The organism is Azonexus sp. GW821-FHT04F04 (assembly GCF_059420025.1).
Genome location: NZ_JBWKSX010000012.1, coordinates 53786 through 70858, shown reverse-complemented (window position 1 = coordinate 70858; position 17073 = coordinate 53786). Strand labels below are relative to the sequence as shown.

Here is a 17073-nt window from a genome sequence, read left to right as displayed (position 1 = left end):
TATAGCCGTAACCATTGCGCGCCAATATTTACGATAATCCGCATAATCGCAAGCAATTTTGCTGTACCCTGTGAAAAAGCCTTCCGAAAAATCACGAGACCCAGACACCGTGCCCGACCTGGTGCCCGCCGCCGATTCCTTGCCCGCTATCGTTCTGCCGCCCGCCCTGGACGGCAGCACCGGCTCGAACCGGGCACGGGGCGGGGTTCGCCAGATTTCCGCCGATACCGATGTGGAAGCGGTGGGCCTGTGGCTGGCCGAGTACGCGGGCTCCCCGCATACCCTGCGCAGTTACCGCAAGGAAGCCGTGCGGCTGCTGATCTGGGCAACCCGCGTCCTGGGCAAACCGCTCTCCAGCCTCACCCGGGAGGACTTCCTGGCCTATGAGGTGTTTCTGGCCAATCCGTCCGTCGAGTGGGTCGATCCGGCCTTGCCTCGCCGCGGCGGTGGGCGCCGCCTCTTCGACGGCGCGCTCTCGCCGCGCAGCGTGCGGCAGGCCCTGGGAATTCTCTCCGGGCTCTTCGGGTATCTCGTGGCGGCCGGCTACCTTGCCGGCAATCCGCTCGCATTGCGCCGCCGGCGGGGCGAAGCCAAAGCGAGCCGTCGGGCCGCGGTGGAGCGCTACCTGGATCGGGAACGGTGGCAATCCGTGCTCGACTTCATCGAGACGCTGCCGCAAGGGACGCGCCGCGAGTGTCAGCATTACGAGCGCGTACGCTGGTTGTTCCGCCTGCTTTACGGCGCCTCGCTTCGGGTTTCCGAGGCCGCGCACGCCAAGACCGCCGACCTGTCCCAGCGGCGAGGCAAATGGTGGCTGCGCGTCGTCGGCAAAGGTGGCGGGGCCGGCGATGTGCCCCTGAGCGATGAGTTGATGGCTGATTGGGCGCGCTACCGCCGGTTCCACGGTCTGCTGGCCGTCCCGACCAGCCTGGACACTTCGCCTCTCGTCATGTCCGTCGCTGGCCGCACCGACCGATTCCTTACGCCGACCGCGATCTACCTGGTCGTCAAGGAAGTGTTCCGGCGTGCCGCTGCGGCCCTCGAAGCCGTTGATCCCGCCGGTGCGGCCACCTTGCGGCGGGCCTCCACCCATTGGCTGCGCCACACCTCGGCCACGCACCAAGCTGATGCCGGCAACGACATCCGTTTCATCCAGAAGAACCTGCGGCATGCGTCCATCGAAACGACCGCCATCTATCTCCACGCCGAGGACGACCTGCGGCACGAAAAGACGACCGGCCGATGACCCCGATGCCGAATAACCCAAAATCGCACCCACTCGCTGACCAGTCCAGCCGCCTTGGCTGGATACCTGGCCGGCGCCTATCGCTGCCGGTCCTCCTGTTTGCCGCCGTCAGCCTGCTGAACGAGGTCTCGGCGCAGATGGTGACCCCGCTCATCCCGATCCTGCTGGCTTCGGTCCTCTCGGCCGGCCCGGTGGCCTTGGGCCTCGTGGAAGGCTGCGCCGACGCGGTGGCGGCGTTCCTGAAGCTCTGGTCGGGGCGCCATGCCGACATCCGCCCCGAGCGGCGCAAGGCGATGGTCCTGGCCGGCTACTCCCTGGCGGTGTTTTCCCGGCCGCTCCTGGCGCTGGCCGGCGGTTGGCTCGGCGTCGTGTTGCTGCGCAGCCTGGATCGCCTCGGCAAGGGATTGCGCGGGGCACCGCGCGACGCCATCCTGGCCGACGCCACGCCGGCCGACCAGCGCGGCCTGGCCTACGGCATCAACCGCGGGATGGACTATCTGGGCGCTGTCCTGGGGACCTTGGTGGCCGCCGCCGTCCTGGCCTGGTCCGGGCTGTCGATCCCGCAGGTGATCGGCCTCTCGGTGCTGCCGGGAACAGTGGTAGTCGCGCTCCTCGCCGTCTTGCCGAACCCGCATCCGGCCGACGCCGGTGCAAAGCCGGCCGGCCGCGCCGCGCCCGCCTTCGCCTGGGCGGCGCTCTCTCCGGCGCTGCGGCGCTACCTGCGGGTGCTGGCCGTCTTCGTCTTCGCCCGGACCTCCGAATCCTTCATCATCCTGCGCGGTCACGAGCTGGGCATGGATACGGTGACGCTGCTCCTGCTCTGGGCCTGGCTCGCCGCCGTCCAGTCGGGGACGGCCCTGGTCGGGGCGCCGCTGGCGGACCGCCTCCCGAAACGGAGGCTCACGCTCTTCAACTGGGCGAGCCTGGCGCTCGCCTACGGTGGGTTGGCCGCCATCGGCTCGCCCTTGGGGCTGTGGCTGGCGGTGTCCTTCTACGGGCTGCTGAGCGGCATCAGCGAGGGCGTGGAGCGTTCCCTGGTGGCAGAATACGCCGCCGCGGCAGAGCGCGGCACCGCCTTCGGCTGGTATTACCTGCTCACCGGCCTGGCCGCCATCCCGGCCGGCATCCTCTTCGGCCTGATCTGGAAAGCCGGCGGCCCGGCGTGGGCGTTCGGCATCGCCGCGGCACTCGCCGCCCTGAGCGCGGCGCTCCTGGCCGGAACCTTGCAAAGGGAGAATCGAGAATGAAAATTTTGGTGGTCGAGGACGAACCGAAGACGGCAGCGTTCGTCCAGCGTGGCTTCACCGAGGAGGGTTTCGTCGTCGATGTCGCCACCGACGGCCTGGACGGGCTGCATCTGGCCTTCTCCGGCGACTACGACGCCGTTGTGCTCGATGTCATGCTCCCGGAGCGCGACGGCTGGTGGGTGCTGCAGGAAATCCGCAAGGTTCGTCCGGACCAGCCGGTCCTCCTGCTCACTGCCCTCGATGCCGTGTCGCACCGGGTGAAGGGCCTCACGTCCGGCGCCGACGACTACCTGGTCAAGCCCTTCGCCTTCTCGGAGCTGAACGCCCGGGTGCGCAACCTCCTGCGGCGCGGGCCGGTCCGGCGCGCTGAGGTGTTAAGCTATGAAGACCTTGACATGGACTTGCTCCGGCATCGGGCAACGCGGGCCGCACAGCCCATCGACCTCGCGCCCCAGGAATACCGGCTGCTCGAATATCTGCTGCGCCATCCCGGTCAGGTGCTGACCCGTACCCGGCTCGCCGAGCAGGTCTGGGACATGAATTTCGATGGCGACAGCAACGTGGTTGACGTGGCGGTGCGCCGCCTGCGGCGCAAGGTGGACGACCCTTTTGAGAAAAAGCTGATCCATACGCTGCGGGGCGTGGGCTATGTCCTTGAAGCGCGGGACTGAAGGCGTGGACAAATCCGCTTCCATCGCCACTCGCCTGACGCTCTGGTACGCGCTCTTGAGCGTCGTCTTGATCGCGGCAGCCGGCAGCGTGCTGTATTGGGTGCTGGCGGAGCGCCTTCGCCACGAAGACGACCAACAACTCGCCGGACGGATCGCCGAGTTGCGGGCCATCCTGGTGCTCCATCCGCCCGGCTCCGCCGCCTTCCAGGAGGAGATTCTGCGCAAGGCGGCCCTGCTGCCGGGCATGGAGGTCCGGGTACGGGACGCTCGCGGCGGCACAGTCTTCGAGACCCCTGCGGCCCGGGTAGCCCTCGACGCTGCGCCGCTGCCTTCGGACGCGGAGCGCGGCCGGGATTGGCAGACTCCCGACGGCGCCAACTACCGTATCCTGGCGGCCTCGGTCGCGGTCGGCGCCGGGTTTACCGTCGAGGTGGCAATGAGCCGGTCAAAGGAAGAGGAGGTGCTGGCCGCCTACCGGCGCACGCTGTGGCTGGCCGTCTCCTTGGTGCTGGTGGTGGCCGTGGCGGCCGGCTACCTGATCGCCCGCCGCGAGATGCGGCCCGTCTCGAAGCTGGCGGCGCTGGTCGCCGAACTGAGTGCGGCCGACCTCCACCGCCGCGTCGGCGACAACTGGCCGCAGGAATTACAGCCGCTCGCCGGCAACTTCGACCAACTGCTCGCCCGGCTCGAAGATGCCTTCGCCCGCATGTCGCAGTTCTCGGCCGACATCGCGCACGAACTGCGCACGCCGCTCCACATCCTCCAGGGCGAAGCCGAACTGGCGCTCACCCGGGCCGGATCGGCCGAGGCGTACCGGGCCTGCATCGAGTCGGCGGCGGAGGAATACCAGCGCCTGGCTGCCATGGTCGACGCGCTGCTCTTCCTCGCCCGTGCCGAGCAGCCCGACGCCCAGTTGGACCGGCAGCCGCTCCAACTCGACCACGAGATCGCCACCGTCTGCGATTTCTACCAAGCGCTGGCGGACGAGCAGGCCGTGGCCCTGGTTGCCCAGGGAAGCGGGCAGGTCCTGGCGGATACCGCCCTGTTGCGGCGGGCGCTGGGTAACCTCGTGGCCAATGCGTTGCGCCACACGCCCGGTGGCGGGCGCATCGTCATCGCGGCACAAGAAACGTCGGATCATGCCGTCGAGATCAGCGTCAGCGATACCGGCGACGGCATCGCACCCGGCGACCTGGCGCATGTCTTCGACCGCTTCTACCGGGCCGACAGCGCCCGTTCACGGGCGTGCGCGGGCACGGGACTGGGCTTGGCCATCGTCAAGTTCATCCTGGAGCTGCACGGCGGCACGGTGGCGATCCGGAGCGAACTTCACCAGGGGACGACGGTGACCCTGACTTTCCCGGCCTGAACGGTCGCGCCGCCTTACCGGAAAAGGAAGGCGACGGCCAGCAGGAGAGCACTGAGGCAGGCCACGAGCACGGCCCCAGCAGCCATGTCCTTGACGGCGCGGATTTCGGGATGGCGTTCCGGGTGCAGGCGGTCGGCCAAGGCTTCCAGGGCGGTGTTCAGCAGTTCCGCCACCAGCACCAAGCCGACCGCAAGGGCGCCGAGCGCCCACCAGACCGGCGCGGGACGGGTCACCATGAGGACGGCCAGCACGCCGGCACCCGCCAGGCTCTGGAGGCGCAGGCTGGACTCGCGGCGAAACGCCAGGCGAAGGCCGTGGAGGGCGAAACCCAGTCGGGCGAGGAAGAATTGCCCCTTCATGGCCGACGGTCGGGGCCGAGGGCGACAACTTGGGCGGCTCCCCAGCAGGCGAGCGCCCAAGCCGCGCCGGCCGCCCAACCGGCCAGCACGTCACTCGGCCAGTGGACGCCGAGATAGACGCGGCTGACCCCCACCAGGCCGGCGAGGAGCACGGCGACCCCTAGTATGTAACCCTGCAGCCGCCGTCCGGGCACCCCGCGGGCGATCAGGGCGCCGAGGGTCAGGTAGACGACGGCCGCCAGCATGGCGTGGCCGCTCGGAAAGCTGGTCGTAAACACGGGGACGCCATGGGGAAACAGTTCCGGGCGCGGGCGGGCGAAGAACGCCTTCAAGAGGCTGGCGGTCAACGCGCCGCCGCCGCAGGCCGCGGCCACGAAGAACCCGGTGCGCCGCTGGCCGGCCAAGGCAAAGAAGACGGCGGCAAGCGCGACGATGAGGCACAACACCACCGGGCTGCCTAGGGCGGTGATGTCCCGGGCGGTCTCGGCCAGCCACGGCGGCCCGAGCGGCACCGCCGGGTCCGACGGATCGCGCAGGCCGCGCAGGAGGGCGTGGTCGAGGGCGCCGGTTTCGCCCTCGACTACGCTTTCCGCCACCTCGATGAAGACCCAGGCCGCGGAGGCGGCACCGGCAACGACGGCGAGGAGGCGCGGCTCCAGCCGGGTCCACGGCCAGCGCATCAGTGGTCCTTTCATCATGGTCGGCATGATCCCTCCCTCTATACGAGCAGCATTTTAGCCCTGCCTTCTGCAATTGCCGAGAACGACGGGAGTAGGCCGAAGATGACCAAATGGTCAGGTTGCAGTCATTTTCCGGTTCCCCTTGGTTCCCTATTCTTTCACTGCCCGAGTGCCGCCACTGTGAGGATACTCGGGTATTCCAAATGTCCATCCGCGAAGACTGGGGAACATGAAGCGCTTATCGATCACACTCCTGGTGCTGCTCACCGGCTGCGCCAGCTATACGGCCAAACCGCTGGATCCCGGCCGGCAGCAAGCCGCCTTCGAATCCCGGCGTCTTGATGCTCCAGAGGTTCGGCAATTCATCGAACACAACCTGGAACGTAAGATTTCTCCTTGGCCACCGTCGTCCTGGAATACCACGACCCTGACGTTGGCGGCCTTCTACTATCACCCCGACCTCGACGTGGCCCGCGCCAGGTTGGCCGTGGCAGAAGCAGGCAAGACAACCGCAGCGGAAATTCCCAATCCTTCCCTGGGTCTGTCGTCTCAATACAATACTGACGCGCCCAAAGATGAGTCGCCGTGGACACTGGGTTACAACTTCGGCATTCCCATCGAAACGGCCGGCAAACGCGGCTATCGTGTCGAGCAGGCGCAGCATCTTTCCGAGGCGCAGCGCTTGGGCCTGGCCACGACGGTCTGGAATGTGCGCACCAGGCTGCGTTCTCGCTTGGTCGAGCACTTGTTAGCGATTAGGAATCTGGAGGCAATAAGTGCGGAAGAAGCCTTGCGGGCAGAAAATGTCCGGCTTCTGGAAACCCGCTTCTCTCTGGGCGATGTGCCTACCCAAGATGTGGATGTCGCCCGCATTGCCCTGAATCAAACGGCGATGCAGGTCCGTGTGGCCGAGGGGCGTATTCACGAGTCTCGCGTACTCCTCGCGGACGCCATCGGCATTCCGGTGTCGGCCCTGGCGGGCAAGGAAGTCACGCACGCCGGCCTGGATTCCCCGACGCCCTTCGTGGAGATTCCTGCCGAGGTGGTGCGAAGCGAGGCACTGCACAACCGGCTCGACATCCGACGCTCGCTCGCAGAGTACGCGGCCAGCGATACCGCCCTGAAGCTGGAAATCGCCAAACAGTATCCCGATCTTCGGCTCGGGCCGGGCTACACCTGGGATGCCGGCACGGTGAAATGGTCGCTGCCCCTGTCGTTTATTTTGCCGATTTTCAATCAGAACCAGGGGGCCATCGCGGAGGCAACAGCCCGCCGCGAGTTGGCGGCGGAAAACTTCTCTGCCCTGCAAACGGCCGTCGTCGCCCAGGTAGATGGCGCACTGGCGCGTTACCGTGCCGCGGATCAGGAGTACGAAGCCGCAGGAAATCTGGTTGGTCGTGTCGAGGGGCGACTCCGTGACATGGGGGAACTGTTCGCTGCCGGCGAGGTGGACCGCTCCGCGGTCGTTGGCGCCCAGGTCGAGGCTGCCGTGGCACGTCGGGCGCGGAATGACGCCCTGTTGAAGGCGCAGGCCGCACTGGGTGCCCTGGAAGACGCTGTGCAGAAACCCCTGGGCGGCGAACCGGCACCCCTACCCGCTGTGCGCGCCAATCCGCGCCAGGAAATTACTGAAAAGGAGAATAACCGTCCATGAAAACATGGCTGAAACAACACCACGGATTACTTCCGCTCCTGCTGGTCGGTGGAGTCACGGCGACATTGTTCGTTTACCCCTACCTTGCGCAGAAGATCGCTTCGCCGATTGTCCAAAAGCAGAAAGGTCCAACTCCCGTGACCACCGCCAAGGTGAGCAAGGGCGATCTGGTCGAAGCCTATCAGTCGATGGGCACGGCAGCAGGCTGGTCTGAAATCAAGCTCGTCTCGCAGATCGAAGGCGTACTGATGAGTGCAGATGTGGCGCCCGGCACGGTGGTGCGCAAAGGACAGGGACTGGCCACCCTAGATGCCCGCTTATTGCGGGCGAGCCTGGAGCAGGCCGAGGCGTCGCTCAGGCGCTCCACCGAAGAACGTTCCCGGGTGGAGCAGTTGGCCGAGAAGCAACTTGCCAGCCAAGCGCGGCTGCAGACCGTGGTGGCGCAACACCACGCCGACAAGGCAGCGGCGGAGCGGCTGAGCACGCAAATTTCCCTCAGCCAGTTCCCGAGTCCGATCAACGGTGTAGTCACGGCGCAGCATCTCTACCCGGGCGACACCGTTCGGCCCGGCTCCGCTCTTTATTCCCTGGCGGACATCTCCCGTATCCGTATCGTGGCCAAGGTGCCGGAGCACATCGCGGCTCACCTCAAGGCCGGCGATGCCGTTAGCGTGACTTCCGACGCTGCCGGCGGAAATGAGCGGCAGGCGGTGGTCGCTCGCGTGCATCCGGCTGCCGATCCCCTGTCGCATCAGGTGACGGTCGAACTCGACGCCGGTGCGGCATTCCCGGATCTCAAGCCGGGCTATCTAGTGACGGTGAAATTCACCACGGCGGCACGCAAAGATGTGCTGACGCTGCCGCGCACGGCTATTCGTGACGATCCAGCGCAAGGCAATGTGAAGCTGCGTGTCGTGCGCGAGGGACATGTTGAGGTGAGGAAGGTGAAACTGGGCCTAGTGCTTGAGGATAGTGTCGAAGTCCAGAAAGGACTCGAAGCGGGGGAGCAAGTGATCGTCAGCGGCGGGGACAAGCTCAAGGATGGGGCCGAGGTTGTGCTGGCCGATGGTGCCGTTGAGAATTCCAAGAAGGTGAAATAAATGTCTGAAACCGCTCGCAGGTCCCTTCCACAACTCTGCCTCGAACGGCCCATTGGGACGCTGGCCGTGATGGCAGCGCTCTTGGCGGTGGGCATTATCGCCTTGCTCCGGCTCCCGGTATCCCTCATGCCCGAGATCGTCTACCCGCTGGTCCGGGTACAGGTGAGCGCCGGCCAGACGCCTCCCGAGGTTCTGGCCCAAACGGTCACCCGCATCCTGGAACAACAGTTGTCCCAGGCGGAAGCGATCGAAACGATCGAGTCGACCACGCGCCAGGGTTTGGTGCAGATCACGCTATCATTCGACCAGAAGCGCAACGTAGACGATGCTCTGCGGGATGTTTCCACCCAGGTCGATCGCGTCAAGGCCCGCCTGCCTGCCGACGTCGATCCCCCGATTATCTTCAAGTTCGATCCGCAGAACCTACCGGTGATCGAGTTTGCGCTATCCGCCGACCGGATCGATCCCATCGCGCTTCGCCAGTTGGCGGACAACGATTTGTCCTATCGCTTCGTCGGCGTGCCCGGCGTGGCCGTAGTCCGGGTGGCCGGCGGGAAGCCGCGGGAGATTCAGGTCCGCGTCGATCCGGTCAGGTTGCGCAGCCATGGCCTGGTCCTCGCGGATGTCGCCAATGCCTTGCGTGCCGCCAATATCCAGGTCGCCGCCGGCCGCATCGATGCCGCCGGGCAGGAGTTCTCCGGGCAAGTGATTTCCTTGTTCGGCAATGCCCGGGAGGTTGGCAATGTCCGGCTCATGGCGCCCAACCGCGATGCAGTCAGGCTGCAGGATGTGGCGGAGGTGGTGGATACCCATCGCGAACAGCGCCTGATCGTGAATATCAATGGCAAGGAATCCATCAAGCTCAGCGTATTCAAGTCGCCCCAGGCCAACTCCGTCGAAGTCGCTCAGGCGGTTCGGACGCGCCTTGACGAGTTGCAGAAACAGCACGTCATCCCCGAAGAGGTCGCGGTGGCCGTCACCAGCGACGAATCGGTCTATATCGACCAAAGCATCCAGAACGCCCAGCATGCGTTGTTCCTGGCCATGTCGCTGGTGGCGCTGGTGGTCCTGCTTTTCCTGCGTGACTGGCGCTTTGCTGTGATCGTTCTGTCGGTGCTGCCGGTGGCCCTGCTGGCAACCGCATTGTTGATGAAAGCATTCGGCCTCAGCCTCAACCTGATGTCCATAGGCGGGCTGATACTCGGCGTGGGCCTGCTGGTAGATTACGGCATTGTGCTGCTGGAAAACATCACTCGCCACACGGCCACCGGCAAGAGCGTCCGCGAAGCCGTCGCCGAGGGCGCGCAGGAAGTCACGCAGGCGCTCACCGCCTCGCTGGCGGCGTTGACCGCCGCCGTCCTCCCTTTCCTGTTCCTCGGCGGATTAGCGCTGCTCTTCTTCAAGGAGTTCATTGTCACCATCATTTTTGCCACGGTCGGCGGGCTGGTGGCGGCATTGGCCCTGATCCCGGCGCTCTACCCACTGATCGTCCGCTCGACGGCACATGGGCATATCGAGCAGGGTACTGCTTACTACGCTGTCCTGGAATATTACGAGCGCCTGCTTGACGTGTGCCTGCGCCATGGCCGCTGGGTCATTGCCGGCGCGGTGTCGCTGCTCCTGGTGGCGGTATTCGCCATGAGCCAACTCGGCTACCTGTTCCTTCCCGAAATCGACGACGGGAAAGTGAGCATCTCGGTACAGGGCGAGCCCGGTACGCTGCTCACCAGCCTCCAAGCCCAGGTGCAGCGTATCGAGGAAGCGGCGCTTGCCGAGCCCGAAGTCGAGCTGGTCGATGTCTCCACCGGCGGTCGGATTGGCCAGACGATCCAGGAGACGCCCGCCGAGGCCGACATTCAATTGCAACTGGTCCCCAAGGCAGCCCGGAATGTGTCGGTACAGCAATGGATCGCGTCGTTCGACAAGAAAGTGAAGGCCCTGCAGATGGCCGGCCTCAAGGTCCGGGTGAAGAAGGCACGCATCCGGGCCATCCGGACATTTAAGGGACAGGCGGCAACGGGCGACTTTGACGTGGTGGTCAATATCGAAGGACAAGACACCGCGGTTTTGGCCGACTTGGCGGACAAAGTACGCGAGCAATTGCGTTCCGTTTCCGGCCTGACTGATCTGACTTCAACGCTAATCACGAATCAGCCGCTCGTCAATGTCGCCGTCAACCGGGAAAGAGCCGCCACCTTCGGTATCTCGCCGCAGACGATTGCCCAAGCAGTACAGACGGCGATCAACGGGGCTATTCCAACGCGGATGCTCGATAGCGGCTTCTACTACGACATCCGCCTGATGAACAACCGTCAAGCCGTCTACGGGCACTTGCTCGATCTACCGACGCTGCCATTGCGACGCTTGGAAAACGGCGATCTTCTCCTGCTCGGACAAGTCGCCGACATTCAAATACGCAAAGGCCCGCTGGCCATCGACCGGGTCAACCAGGCGACCGTCAACATGGTCAACGGCACGGTGCGTGGCCGCACGCTTGGCGAAGTGGCGCCCGAGGTCAAGCAGTCGCTGGCGGCACTGGAGCTACCCCCCGGCTACACGCTTTCCTATGGCGGGCGTATGGCGACCTTGAGCGAAGGAGGCAGCGGCCTGCTGTGGATCGGCGGTTTGGCGCTTTTCCTCATTCTGATCGTCCTGGCGGTGCAGTACGAGTCGCTCGTCAATCCGCTGATTGTGGTGGGGGTGCTGCCGATGGGACTGGTCGGAGCCGCGGTCGCTCTGCTGCTTACCCAGACGCCGATTTCGGCGACGGTGTTTATCGGCTTGGTCCTCATGGTCGGCATCGCCGCCAACAACTCAATCGTGCTCGTGGCTTACGTGGAACAGTTGCGAGAGTTGGGGCACTCATTGGCCGAAGCCGTGCGCATGGGGGCCGCCACCCGGCTACGTCCGATTCTCATGACCGCAACTGCCGCCATTGCCGGCATGGTGCCTCTAGCAACCGGAGGGCAGGAAGGCGGCGAGATACTGCAGCCACTGGCGATCACCGTCATCGGCGGCATGACCGCCTCCTTGGTGGCGACGCTTTTCGTATTGCCGGCAATCTACTCGGCGATCCATCAGCGCCGGGCTGCACGTCCACTTCCCTTGGCGACACCGTGAATATCCGCCGCTATTTCTCCACCGGGCGGACCAGGCATTTTTGCGAAGGATGCGAAAGATGAAGCGCCTTTCCCTTGCCCTCGCGCTGCTGCTCACCGGCTGCGCGAGCTTCACGCCCCAACCGCTCGATCCCGGCCAGCAGCAGGCGGCCCTCGAAGCCCGGCGGCTCAACGCCCCGGAAGTCCGGCAGTTCGCCGAGCGCAGCCTGGGTCATGAAGTCACGCCCTGGCCGCCCCAGTCCTGGGACCTCGATGCGCTCACCCTGGCCGCCTTCTACTACCACCCCGATCTGGACCGGGCGCAGGCGCAACGGCTCGCAGCCGAAGCCGCCACGATCACGGCCGGTGCACGGCCCAACCCGACGGGCGGGGTTTCGTTCCAGCGCAATATGGATGCGCCGGCGGGTCAATCGCCCTGGACCAACGGCTTCACCCTCGACATCCCGGTGGAAACCGCCGGCAAGCGCGACATTCGCATCGAGCAAGCGCAGTATTTGGCGCAGGCGGCGAAGCTGCGGGCGGCCGAGGCCGTCTGGCAAATAAGGAGCCGCGTGCGCGCGAGCCTCTTGGCCGCCTACCCGACCGAGGCGCTGGTGTGCCGCCAGCGCGACCTACAAGAGGAAATCACGCGCATGATCGAGCGGCGCTTTGCCGCCGGCTTCGCCTCCCAGCCCGAACTCACGCAAGCGCGCCTGACGCTCAACCGCGCCATGCTCGCGCTACGCGAGAACCAGAAACAGGGCGCCGAGAACCGCGCCCGGCTGGCCGCCGCCGTCGGCGTGCCGGACGCGGCCCTGGACGGGGCGGAGATTTCCCATCAAGCCTTCGAGCCACTGCCGCCGGTCTCCTCCCTGCCGCCCGCCGAAGCGCGACGCCAGGCGCTGCTGACCCGGCCCGACGTGTTCGCGGCCCTGGCTGACTACGAGGCCGCCCAATCGGCCCTGCAACTGGAAATTGCCAAGCAGTACCCGGACCTCTCGATTGGCCCCGGCTACACCTGGGACGCCGGCCAGGTGAAATGGTCGCTCGGGCTCTCGCTGGTGTTACCGCTTTTGAACCGCAACGAAGGCCCCATCGCCGAGGCCAAGGCACGGCGCGAGGAGGCAGCCGCCGCATTCCTCACGGTGCAGGCCAAGGCCGTCGCCGAGGTCGATGAGGCGCTAGCCGGCTACGGCCATGGCGTCGAAATGTTTGAGATTGCCGATGCCCTGCTACAGGCCCAGCGGAAGCAGGAGCGCAGCACCGGCGCCGCCTTCCAGGCGGGGGAAGCCGACCGCCTTTCCTGGGTCTCCGCCCGCTTTGAAACCGCCGCCGCCGAGTTGGCGCGCATCGGCGCGCTCTCGCAAGCGCAGGCGAGCCTGGGGCGCCTGGAAGATGCCCTGCGCCGGCCGCTGGGCGCCCAGGGGCCGGCCCCGACGGCGGAACAAGTCCTGTCGTCGAAAACCCTCCGCAACGGAAACCAACCATGAGAAGAAAACCGATCATCCTGGCCGCCGTCGGCGCGACCGTGGCCGGCCTCGCCATATGGGGCTTCATCGAAGGGCGCAAGGAACTCGCCCTGGAAGCGGAGCGGGAGCGCCCCGTCCAGGTGCCCTCGCGCCTCGTCGCCCAGCCGGACGGCACGGTGGTGGTCTTTGACGCCGACACCCAGAAGCGGGCGGACATTGCCGTCGCGCCAGTGGCGGCATCGACCCGGCGCGGGGAGGCGGAAGCCCTGGCCGCCATCCAGCCGGCGCAGGAGCTGATCGACCTGCGCAACGCCTTCGTGACAGCCCGCAGCCAGGCGGACCGGACCCGGGCGGCGGCGCAGGCGTCCCGCCGGGAGTACGAGCGGATCAAGGCGCTGCACAGCGAGGACTTCAACGTCTCGACCAAGGCCCTGGAGGCCGCCCTGGCTCAGGGGCAGGCCGACGAGGCTGCTGTCCGCGGCGCCGGCGAAGCCCTGTCGGCGGTGGAACAGGGCGCCCGCCAGAAGTGGGGAAGCGCGCTCACTGCCGCCGTCCTGGGCGATGCGCCGAGCTTCAAGCGCCTCACCGAAGGGCGGGAGGTCCTGCTGCGGGTGGCGGTGCCGGCCGGCACCGCGCTGGCCAAGGCACCCGCCGCGGCCCGGGTGGCGGCCAGCGACGGCAGCTTCCGCACGGCCGCCCTGGTTTCCGCTTCCCCTGTGGCCGATCCCCGCATCCAGGGGCCGACCTTCTTCTACACCGCCCCGGCCGAGGGGCTGCTGCCCGGCACCACCGTCACCGCCTACCTGCCCGCCGGCGCGGAGCATAACGGCGGCCTCATCCCGGCCGAGGCGGTGGTCTGGTGGCAGGGCAAGGCGTGGTACTACGTGCAGAGCGCACCCGACCGCTTCGTGCGCCGCGAACTCGCCGGCGCCCTACCGGTGGACCAAGGCTGGTTCGTGGCCGGGCTGCCAGCGATCCGGGTGGTGGTGCGCGGTGCCCAGACGCTCCTGTCGGAAGAACTGCGCAGCCAGATCCAGGTCGGCGAGGAGAACAAATGACGAACAACGACGTGCGGACCGGCTGGCTCGCCGCCATCGTCGGCTTCTCCTTGCGCTACAAGGGCGTGGTGATCGCGCTCGCCATGCTGCTCGCGGGCTACGGCTTCTACGCCTTCAGCGGCGCCAAGTACGATGTCTTTCCCGAGTTCGCACCGCCCCAGGTGACCATCCAGACCGAAGCCCCGGGTCTCGCTCCGGAGCAGGTGGAAGTGCTGGTGACCCAGCCCATCGAGAACGCCATCAACGGCGTGGCCGGGATCGAGGCGCTGCGCTCCCAGTCCATCCAGGGCCTATCGGTCATCACCGTCACCTTCGATCCGAAAAGCGACATCTTCCGCGACCGCCAGAACGTGAATGAACGACTGACGGCCCTCGCAACCCAGTTGCCGCGCGGGGTGCAGGCGCCCGCCATGTCGCCCCTCACGTCCTCCACTAGCATCGTCATGGCCATCGGCCTCACTTCCGAGCGGCAATCCCTCATGGACCTGCGCACCTTGGCTGACTGGACCCTGAAACCGCGCCTCCTGGCGGTGCCCGGGGTATCGAAGGTGGCCGTGTTCGGCGGCGAGAGCAAGGAATTCCAGGTGCAGGTGAAGCCGGAGCGGCTGACCAAATACGATCTGGCCCTCTCCGAGGTCCTGGACGTGGCCCGGCGCGCCACCGGCGTGCGCGGTGCCGGCTTCATCGACAACGCCAACCAGCGCCTCGTCCTGCGTACCCAGGCCCAGTCGCTGACTGCGGAACAACTCGCCCGTACCGTTGTCCGCCAGCAGGCGGGGGCCAACCTGACGCTGGGTGATGTGGCCGAGGTGCGCGAGGCCCCCGAGCCGCCCATCGGCGCCGCCCGGGTGGCAGGCACGCCGGGTGTGCAACTGGTGATTTCTGAGCAGTACGGCGCCAACAGCATGGCGGTCACCGAGGCGGTGGAGCGCGCCCTGGGCGAGATGCGGGCGGGCCTCGAAGCCCAAGGCGTCGGCCTCCATGGCGACATATTCCGGCCGGCTAACTTCGTCGCCATTGCGACGCAGAACGTCCAGCACTCGCTTCTCTTCGGCGCCGCGCTGGTGATCGCCGTGGTGGCGCTCTTCCTCTTCAACTGGCGCACCTCGGCCATTGCGCTGACCGCCATCCCGCTCTCGCTGCTCGCGGCCGTCACCGTGCTGGAGAGCCGTGAGATTAGTCTGAACACGATGACACTCGGGGGCCTCGCCATCGCCATCGGCCTCCTGGTGGACGACGCCATCATCGTGGTGGAGAACATCTATCGGCGCCTGCGGGAGAACCGCCAGCGCCCCGACCCCGCACCGATCCTCGACGTGGTGCTCGATGCGGCACTGGAGGTGCGAAACGCCGTGGTCTACGCCACCTTCGCCATCGCCCTGGTCTTCCTGCCGGTGCTTACCCTGCCAGGGATCGCCGGACGGCTCTTCTCGCCGCTGGGCATTGCCTACCTGCTGGCGACGCTGGCCTCGCTCCTGGTCGCCATCACCGTCACCCCGGCGCTGTGCCTCACCTTGCTCCCTCAAAGCGATTTGCCCGCGCACGATCCGTCGGTGGCCGCGTGGCTGAAGGTGCGATACCGGACCCTGGTGGGCGCTGTCGAGCGGCACTATCGCTGGGTGGCGGGCGGCGTGGCCGTCCTCACCCTGGCAGGCCTGGCGGCGCTGCCTTTCTTCGGCGGCAGCTTCCTGCCGGAACTGAAGGAAGGCCACTACATCCTGCATATGTCGGCCGTACCCGGCACGTCGCTGGCGGAGTCGCTGCGCATCGGCCGCCAGGTCACGGCGGAACTCTTGAAACTGCCGTCTGTGCGCGCGGTCAGCCAGCGGGTCGGCCGGGCCGAGAAGGCGGACGACACCTGGGGCACCCACTACAGCGAGTTCAACGTCGACCTGAAACCCCTGTCGGGGGAAGAGGCCGAGTTCGCGCAAGCCGACATCCGCAACGCGCTCGCCCGCATCCCCGGCGTGAGCTTCGCGGTTAAGACCTTCCTCACCGAGCGGGTCGAGGAAACCCTGTCCGGCTACACCGCGGCGGTGGTGGTCAATATCTACGGCAACGATCTCGACACCCTGGACGCCGAGGCCCAGCGCGTCGCCCAGGCCCTCGGCCAGGTGCCCGGCGCCACCGAGGTCCAGGTCCAGTCGCCGCCTGGCTCGCCCGAATTGGGTATCCGGGTCCGCCCCGAGGCGCTGGCGCGCTGGGGATTCGACGCCGTGGATGTGCTCGATGCGGTGGAGACCACCTTCCAGGGCTCGGTGGTCGGGCAGGTTTACGACGGCAACCGCGTCTTCAATGTGAGTGTCATCTTGCCGCCAAAGGCCAGACGCAGTATCGCCGACGTGCAGGCGCTGCCGCTGCGAAACGCCGCCGGGGCTTTCGTGCGCCTCGACCAACTCGCCGACGTGTATGCCACGTCCGGCCGCTACGTGGTGCTGCACACCGGCGCCCGGCGCGTGCAGACCATCACCTGTAACGTCGCGGGCCGGGACGTGGCCTCGTTCGTGGCTGACGCCCAGCAAAGCCTTTCCAAGGTGCGCCTGAGTCCTGGCAACTATGTCGAATTCGGTGGCGCCGCGGCAGCCCAGGCCGCCTCGCTGCACGATCTGTTGATCCACTCGGTGATCGCCGCGGTGGCCATCGTGCTGCTCCTCTGGATCACCCTCGGGCGCTGGCGCAACCTCAACCTCGTGCTGCTCAACCTGCCGTTCGCCTTGGTCGGCGGGGTGCTCGCCGTGTTCGCCACCGGCGGCGGCATTTCGCTGGGTTCTCTGGTCGGATTCGTGACGCTCTTCGGCATCACGCTGCGCAACTCGGTGATGCTGCTCTCCCACTATGACCACCTGGTTAATGTCGATGGCCTGGCCTGGGGACCGGAGGCCGCCCTGCGCGGCGCCGTCGAGCGTCTGACGCCGATCCTGATGACGGCGCTCGCCACCGCCCTGGGGCTCCTGCCGCTCGCCATCGGCAGCGGCGACCCGGGGCGCGAGATCGAGGGGCCGATGGCGCTGGTCATCCTGGGCGGGCTCTTCACCTCGACTGCGCTCAACCTGCTGGTGATGCCCAGCCTCGCGCTGCGCTACGGCCGCTTCGGAGCCGTTTTCACCTCATAGTCCTATCCC

Annotated in this window: 12 protein-coding genes; 10 read left to right on the top strand and 2 right to left on the bottom strand. The window is 66.7% G+C overall.

Annotated elements, in window-relative coordinates; genetic code table 11:
- The first annotated feature begins 109 nt into the window (after positions 1 to 109).
- Genes AC07TV_RS19360 through AC07TV_RS19345 form a run of 4 tightly spaced genes read left to right on the top strand, consistent with a single transcriptional unit; the run spans position 110 to position 4533 of the window.
- Positions 110 to 1246, top strand: a complete 1137-nt coding sequence (locus AC07TV_RS19360; protein ID WP_494650012.1) for a tyrosine-type recombinase/integrase — start codon at positions 110 to 112, stop codon at positions 1244 to 1246.
- Positions 1243 to 2493, top strand: coding sequence for an MFS transporter (locus AC07TV_RS19355; RefSeq protein ID WP_494650011.1), 1251 nt, complete (start codon positions 1243 to 1245; stop codon positions 2491 to 2493). Before AC07TV_RS19360 ends, AC07TV_RS19355 begins: the two co-directional genes overlap by 4 nt.
- Positions 2490 to 3164 carry a heavy metal response regulator transcription factor gene (locus AC07TV_RS19350; protein ID WP_494650010.1) on the top strand — a complete coding sequence of 225 codons (675 nt, stop codon included), beginning with the start codon at positions 2490 to 2492 and terminating at the stop codon, positions 3162 to 3164. Before AC07TV_RS19355 ends, AC07TV_RS19350 begins: the two co-directional genes overlap by 4 nt.
- Positions 3142 to 4533, top strand: coding sequence for a heavy metal sensor histidine kinase (locus tag AC07TV_RS19345; RefSeq protein ID WP_494650009.1), 1392 nt, complete (start codon positions 3142 to 3144; stop codon positions 4531 to 4533). Before AC07TV_RS19350 ends, AC07TV_RS19345 begins: the two co-directional genes overlap by 23 nt.
- 14 nt (positions 4534 to 4547) lie before the next feature.
- Here the strand turns inward: AC07TV_RS19345 and AC07TV_RS19340 are convergent, their stop codons facing one another.
- Both AC07TV_RS19340 and AC07TV_RS19335 read right to left on the bottom strand, forming a co-directional pair.
- On the bottom strand, positions 4548 to 4892 hold the full coding sequence (locus tag AC07TV_RS19340; RefSeq protein WP_494650008.1) for a diacylglycerol kinase: 345 nt from the start codon (positions 4890 to 4892) through the stop codon (positions 4548 to 4550).
- Complete coding sequence (locus AC07TV_RS19335; protein ID WP_494650007.1) at positions 4889 to 5599, bottom strand: phosphatase PAP2 family protein; 711 nt, start codon at positions 5597 to 5599, stop codon at positions 4889 to 4891. The genes AC07TV_RS19340 and AC07TV_RS19335 overlap by 4 nt, the downstream gene beginning before the upstream one ends.
- Positions 5600 to 5801: 202 nt before the next feature.
- Between AC07TV_RS19335 and AC07TV_RS19330 the strand changes: the two genes are divergently transcribed.
- Genes AC07TV_RS19330 through AC07TV_RS19305 form a run of 6 tightly spaced genes read left to right on the top strand, consistent with a single transcriptional unit; the run spans position 5802 to position 17064 of the window.
- Entirely contained in the window at positions 5802 to 7226 is a 1425-nt protein-coding gene (locus tag AC07TV_RS19330; protein ID WP_494650006.1) for a TolC family protein, read from the top strand.
- Entirely contained in the window at positions 7223 to 8326 is a 1104-nt protein-coding gene (locus tag AC07TV_RS19325) for an efflux RND transporter periplasmic adaptor subunit (RefSeq protein WP_494650005.1), read from the top strand. Before AC07TV_RS19330 ends, AC07TV_RS19325 begins: the two co-directional genes overlap by 4 nt.
- Entirely contained in the window at positions 8327 to 11446 is a 3120-nt protein-coding gene (locus AC07TV_RS19320) for an efflux RND transporter permease subunit (RefSeq protein WP_494650004.1), read from the top strand.
- Between the two features lie 58 nt (positions 11447 to 11504).
- Entirely contained in the window at positions 11505 to 12914 is a 1410-nt protein-coding gene (locus tag AC07TV_RS19315) for a TolC family protein (protein ID WP_494650003.1), read from the top strand.
- Positions 12911 to 13951: an efflux RND transporter periplasmic adaptor subunit gene (locus AC07TV_RS19310; RefSeq protein ID WP_494650002.1), complete on the top strand. Its 1041-nt coding sequence runs from the start codon at positions 12911 to 12913 to the stop codon at positions 13949 to 13951. The genes AC07TV_RS19315 and AC07TV_RS19310 overlap by 4 nt, the downstream gene beginning before the upstream one ends.
- Entirely contained in the window at positions 13948 to 17064 is a 3117-nt protein-coding gene (locus tag AC07TV_RS19305) for an efflux RND transporter permease subunit (RefSeq protein WP_494650001.1), read from the top strand. Before AC07TV_RS19310 ends, AC07TV_RS19305 begins: the two co-directional genes overlap by 4 nt.
- Positions 17065 to 17073: the final 9 nt, after the last annotated feature.

Bases quoted from the DNA above. Each gene is read 5' to 3' on its own strand.
- AC07TV_RS19355 (WP_494650011.1), top strand. From the start codon at position 1,243: ATGACCCCGATGCCGAATAACCCAAAATCGCACCCACTCGCTGACCAG.
- AC07TV_RS19350 (WP_494650010.1), top strand. From the start codon at position 2,490: ATGAAAATTTTGGTGGTCGAGGACGAACCGAAGACGGCAGCGTTCGTC.
- AC07TV_RS19345 (WP_494650009.1), top strand. From the start codon at position 3,142: ATGTCCTTGAAGCGCGGGACTGAAGGCGTGGACAAATCCGCTTCCATC.
- AC07TV_RS19340 (WP_494650008.1), bottom strand. From the start codon at position 4,892: ATGAAGGGGCAATTCTTCCTCGCCCGACTGGGTTTCGCCCTCCACGGC.
- AC07TV_RS19335 (WP_494650007.1), bottom strand. From the start codon at position 5,599: ATGCCGACCATGATGAAAGGACCACTGATGCGCTGGCCGTGGACCCGG.
- AC07TV_RS19330 (WP_494650006.1), top strand. From the start codon at position 5,802: ATGAAGCGCTTATCGATCACACTCCTGGTGCTGCTCACCGGCTGCGCC.
- AC07TV_RS19325 (WP_494650005.1), top strand. From the start codon at position 7,223: ATGAAAACATGGCTGAAACAACACCACGGATTACTTCCGCTCCTGCTG.
- AC07TV_RS19320 (WP_494650004.1), top strand. From the start codon at position 8,327: ATGTCTGAAACCGCTCGCAGGTCCCTTCCACAACTCTGCCTCGAACGG.
- AC07TV_RS19315 (WP_494650003.1), top strand. From the start codon at position 11,505: ATGAAGCGCCTTTCCCTTGCCCTCGCGCTGCTGCTCACCGGCTGCGCG.
- AC07TV_RS19310 (WP_494650002.1), top strand. From the start codon at position 12,911: ATGAGAAGAAAACCGATCATCCTGGCCGCCGTCGGCGCGACCGTGGCC.
- AC07TV_RS19305 (WP_494650001.1), top strand. From the start codon at position 13,948: ATGACGAACAACGACGTGCGGACCGGCTGGCTCGCCGCCATCGTCGGC.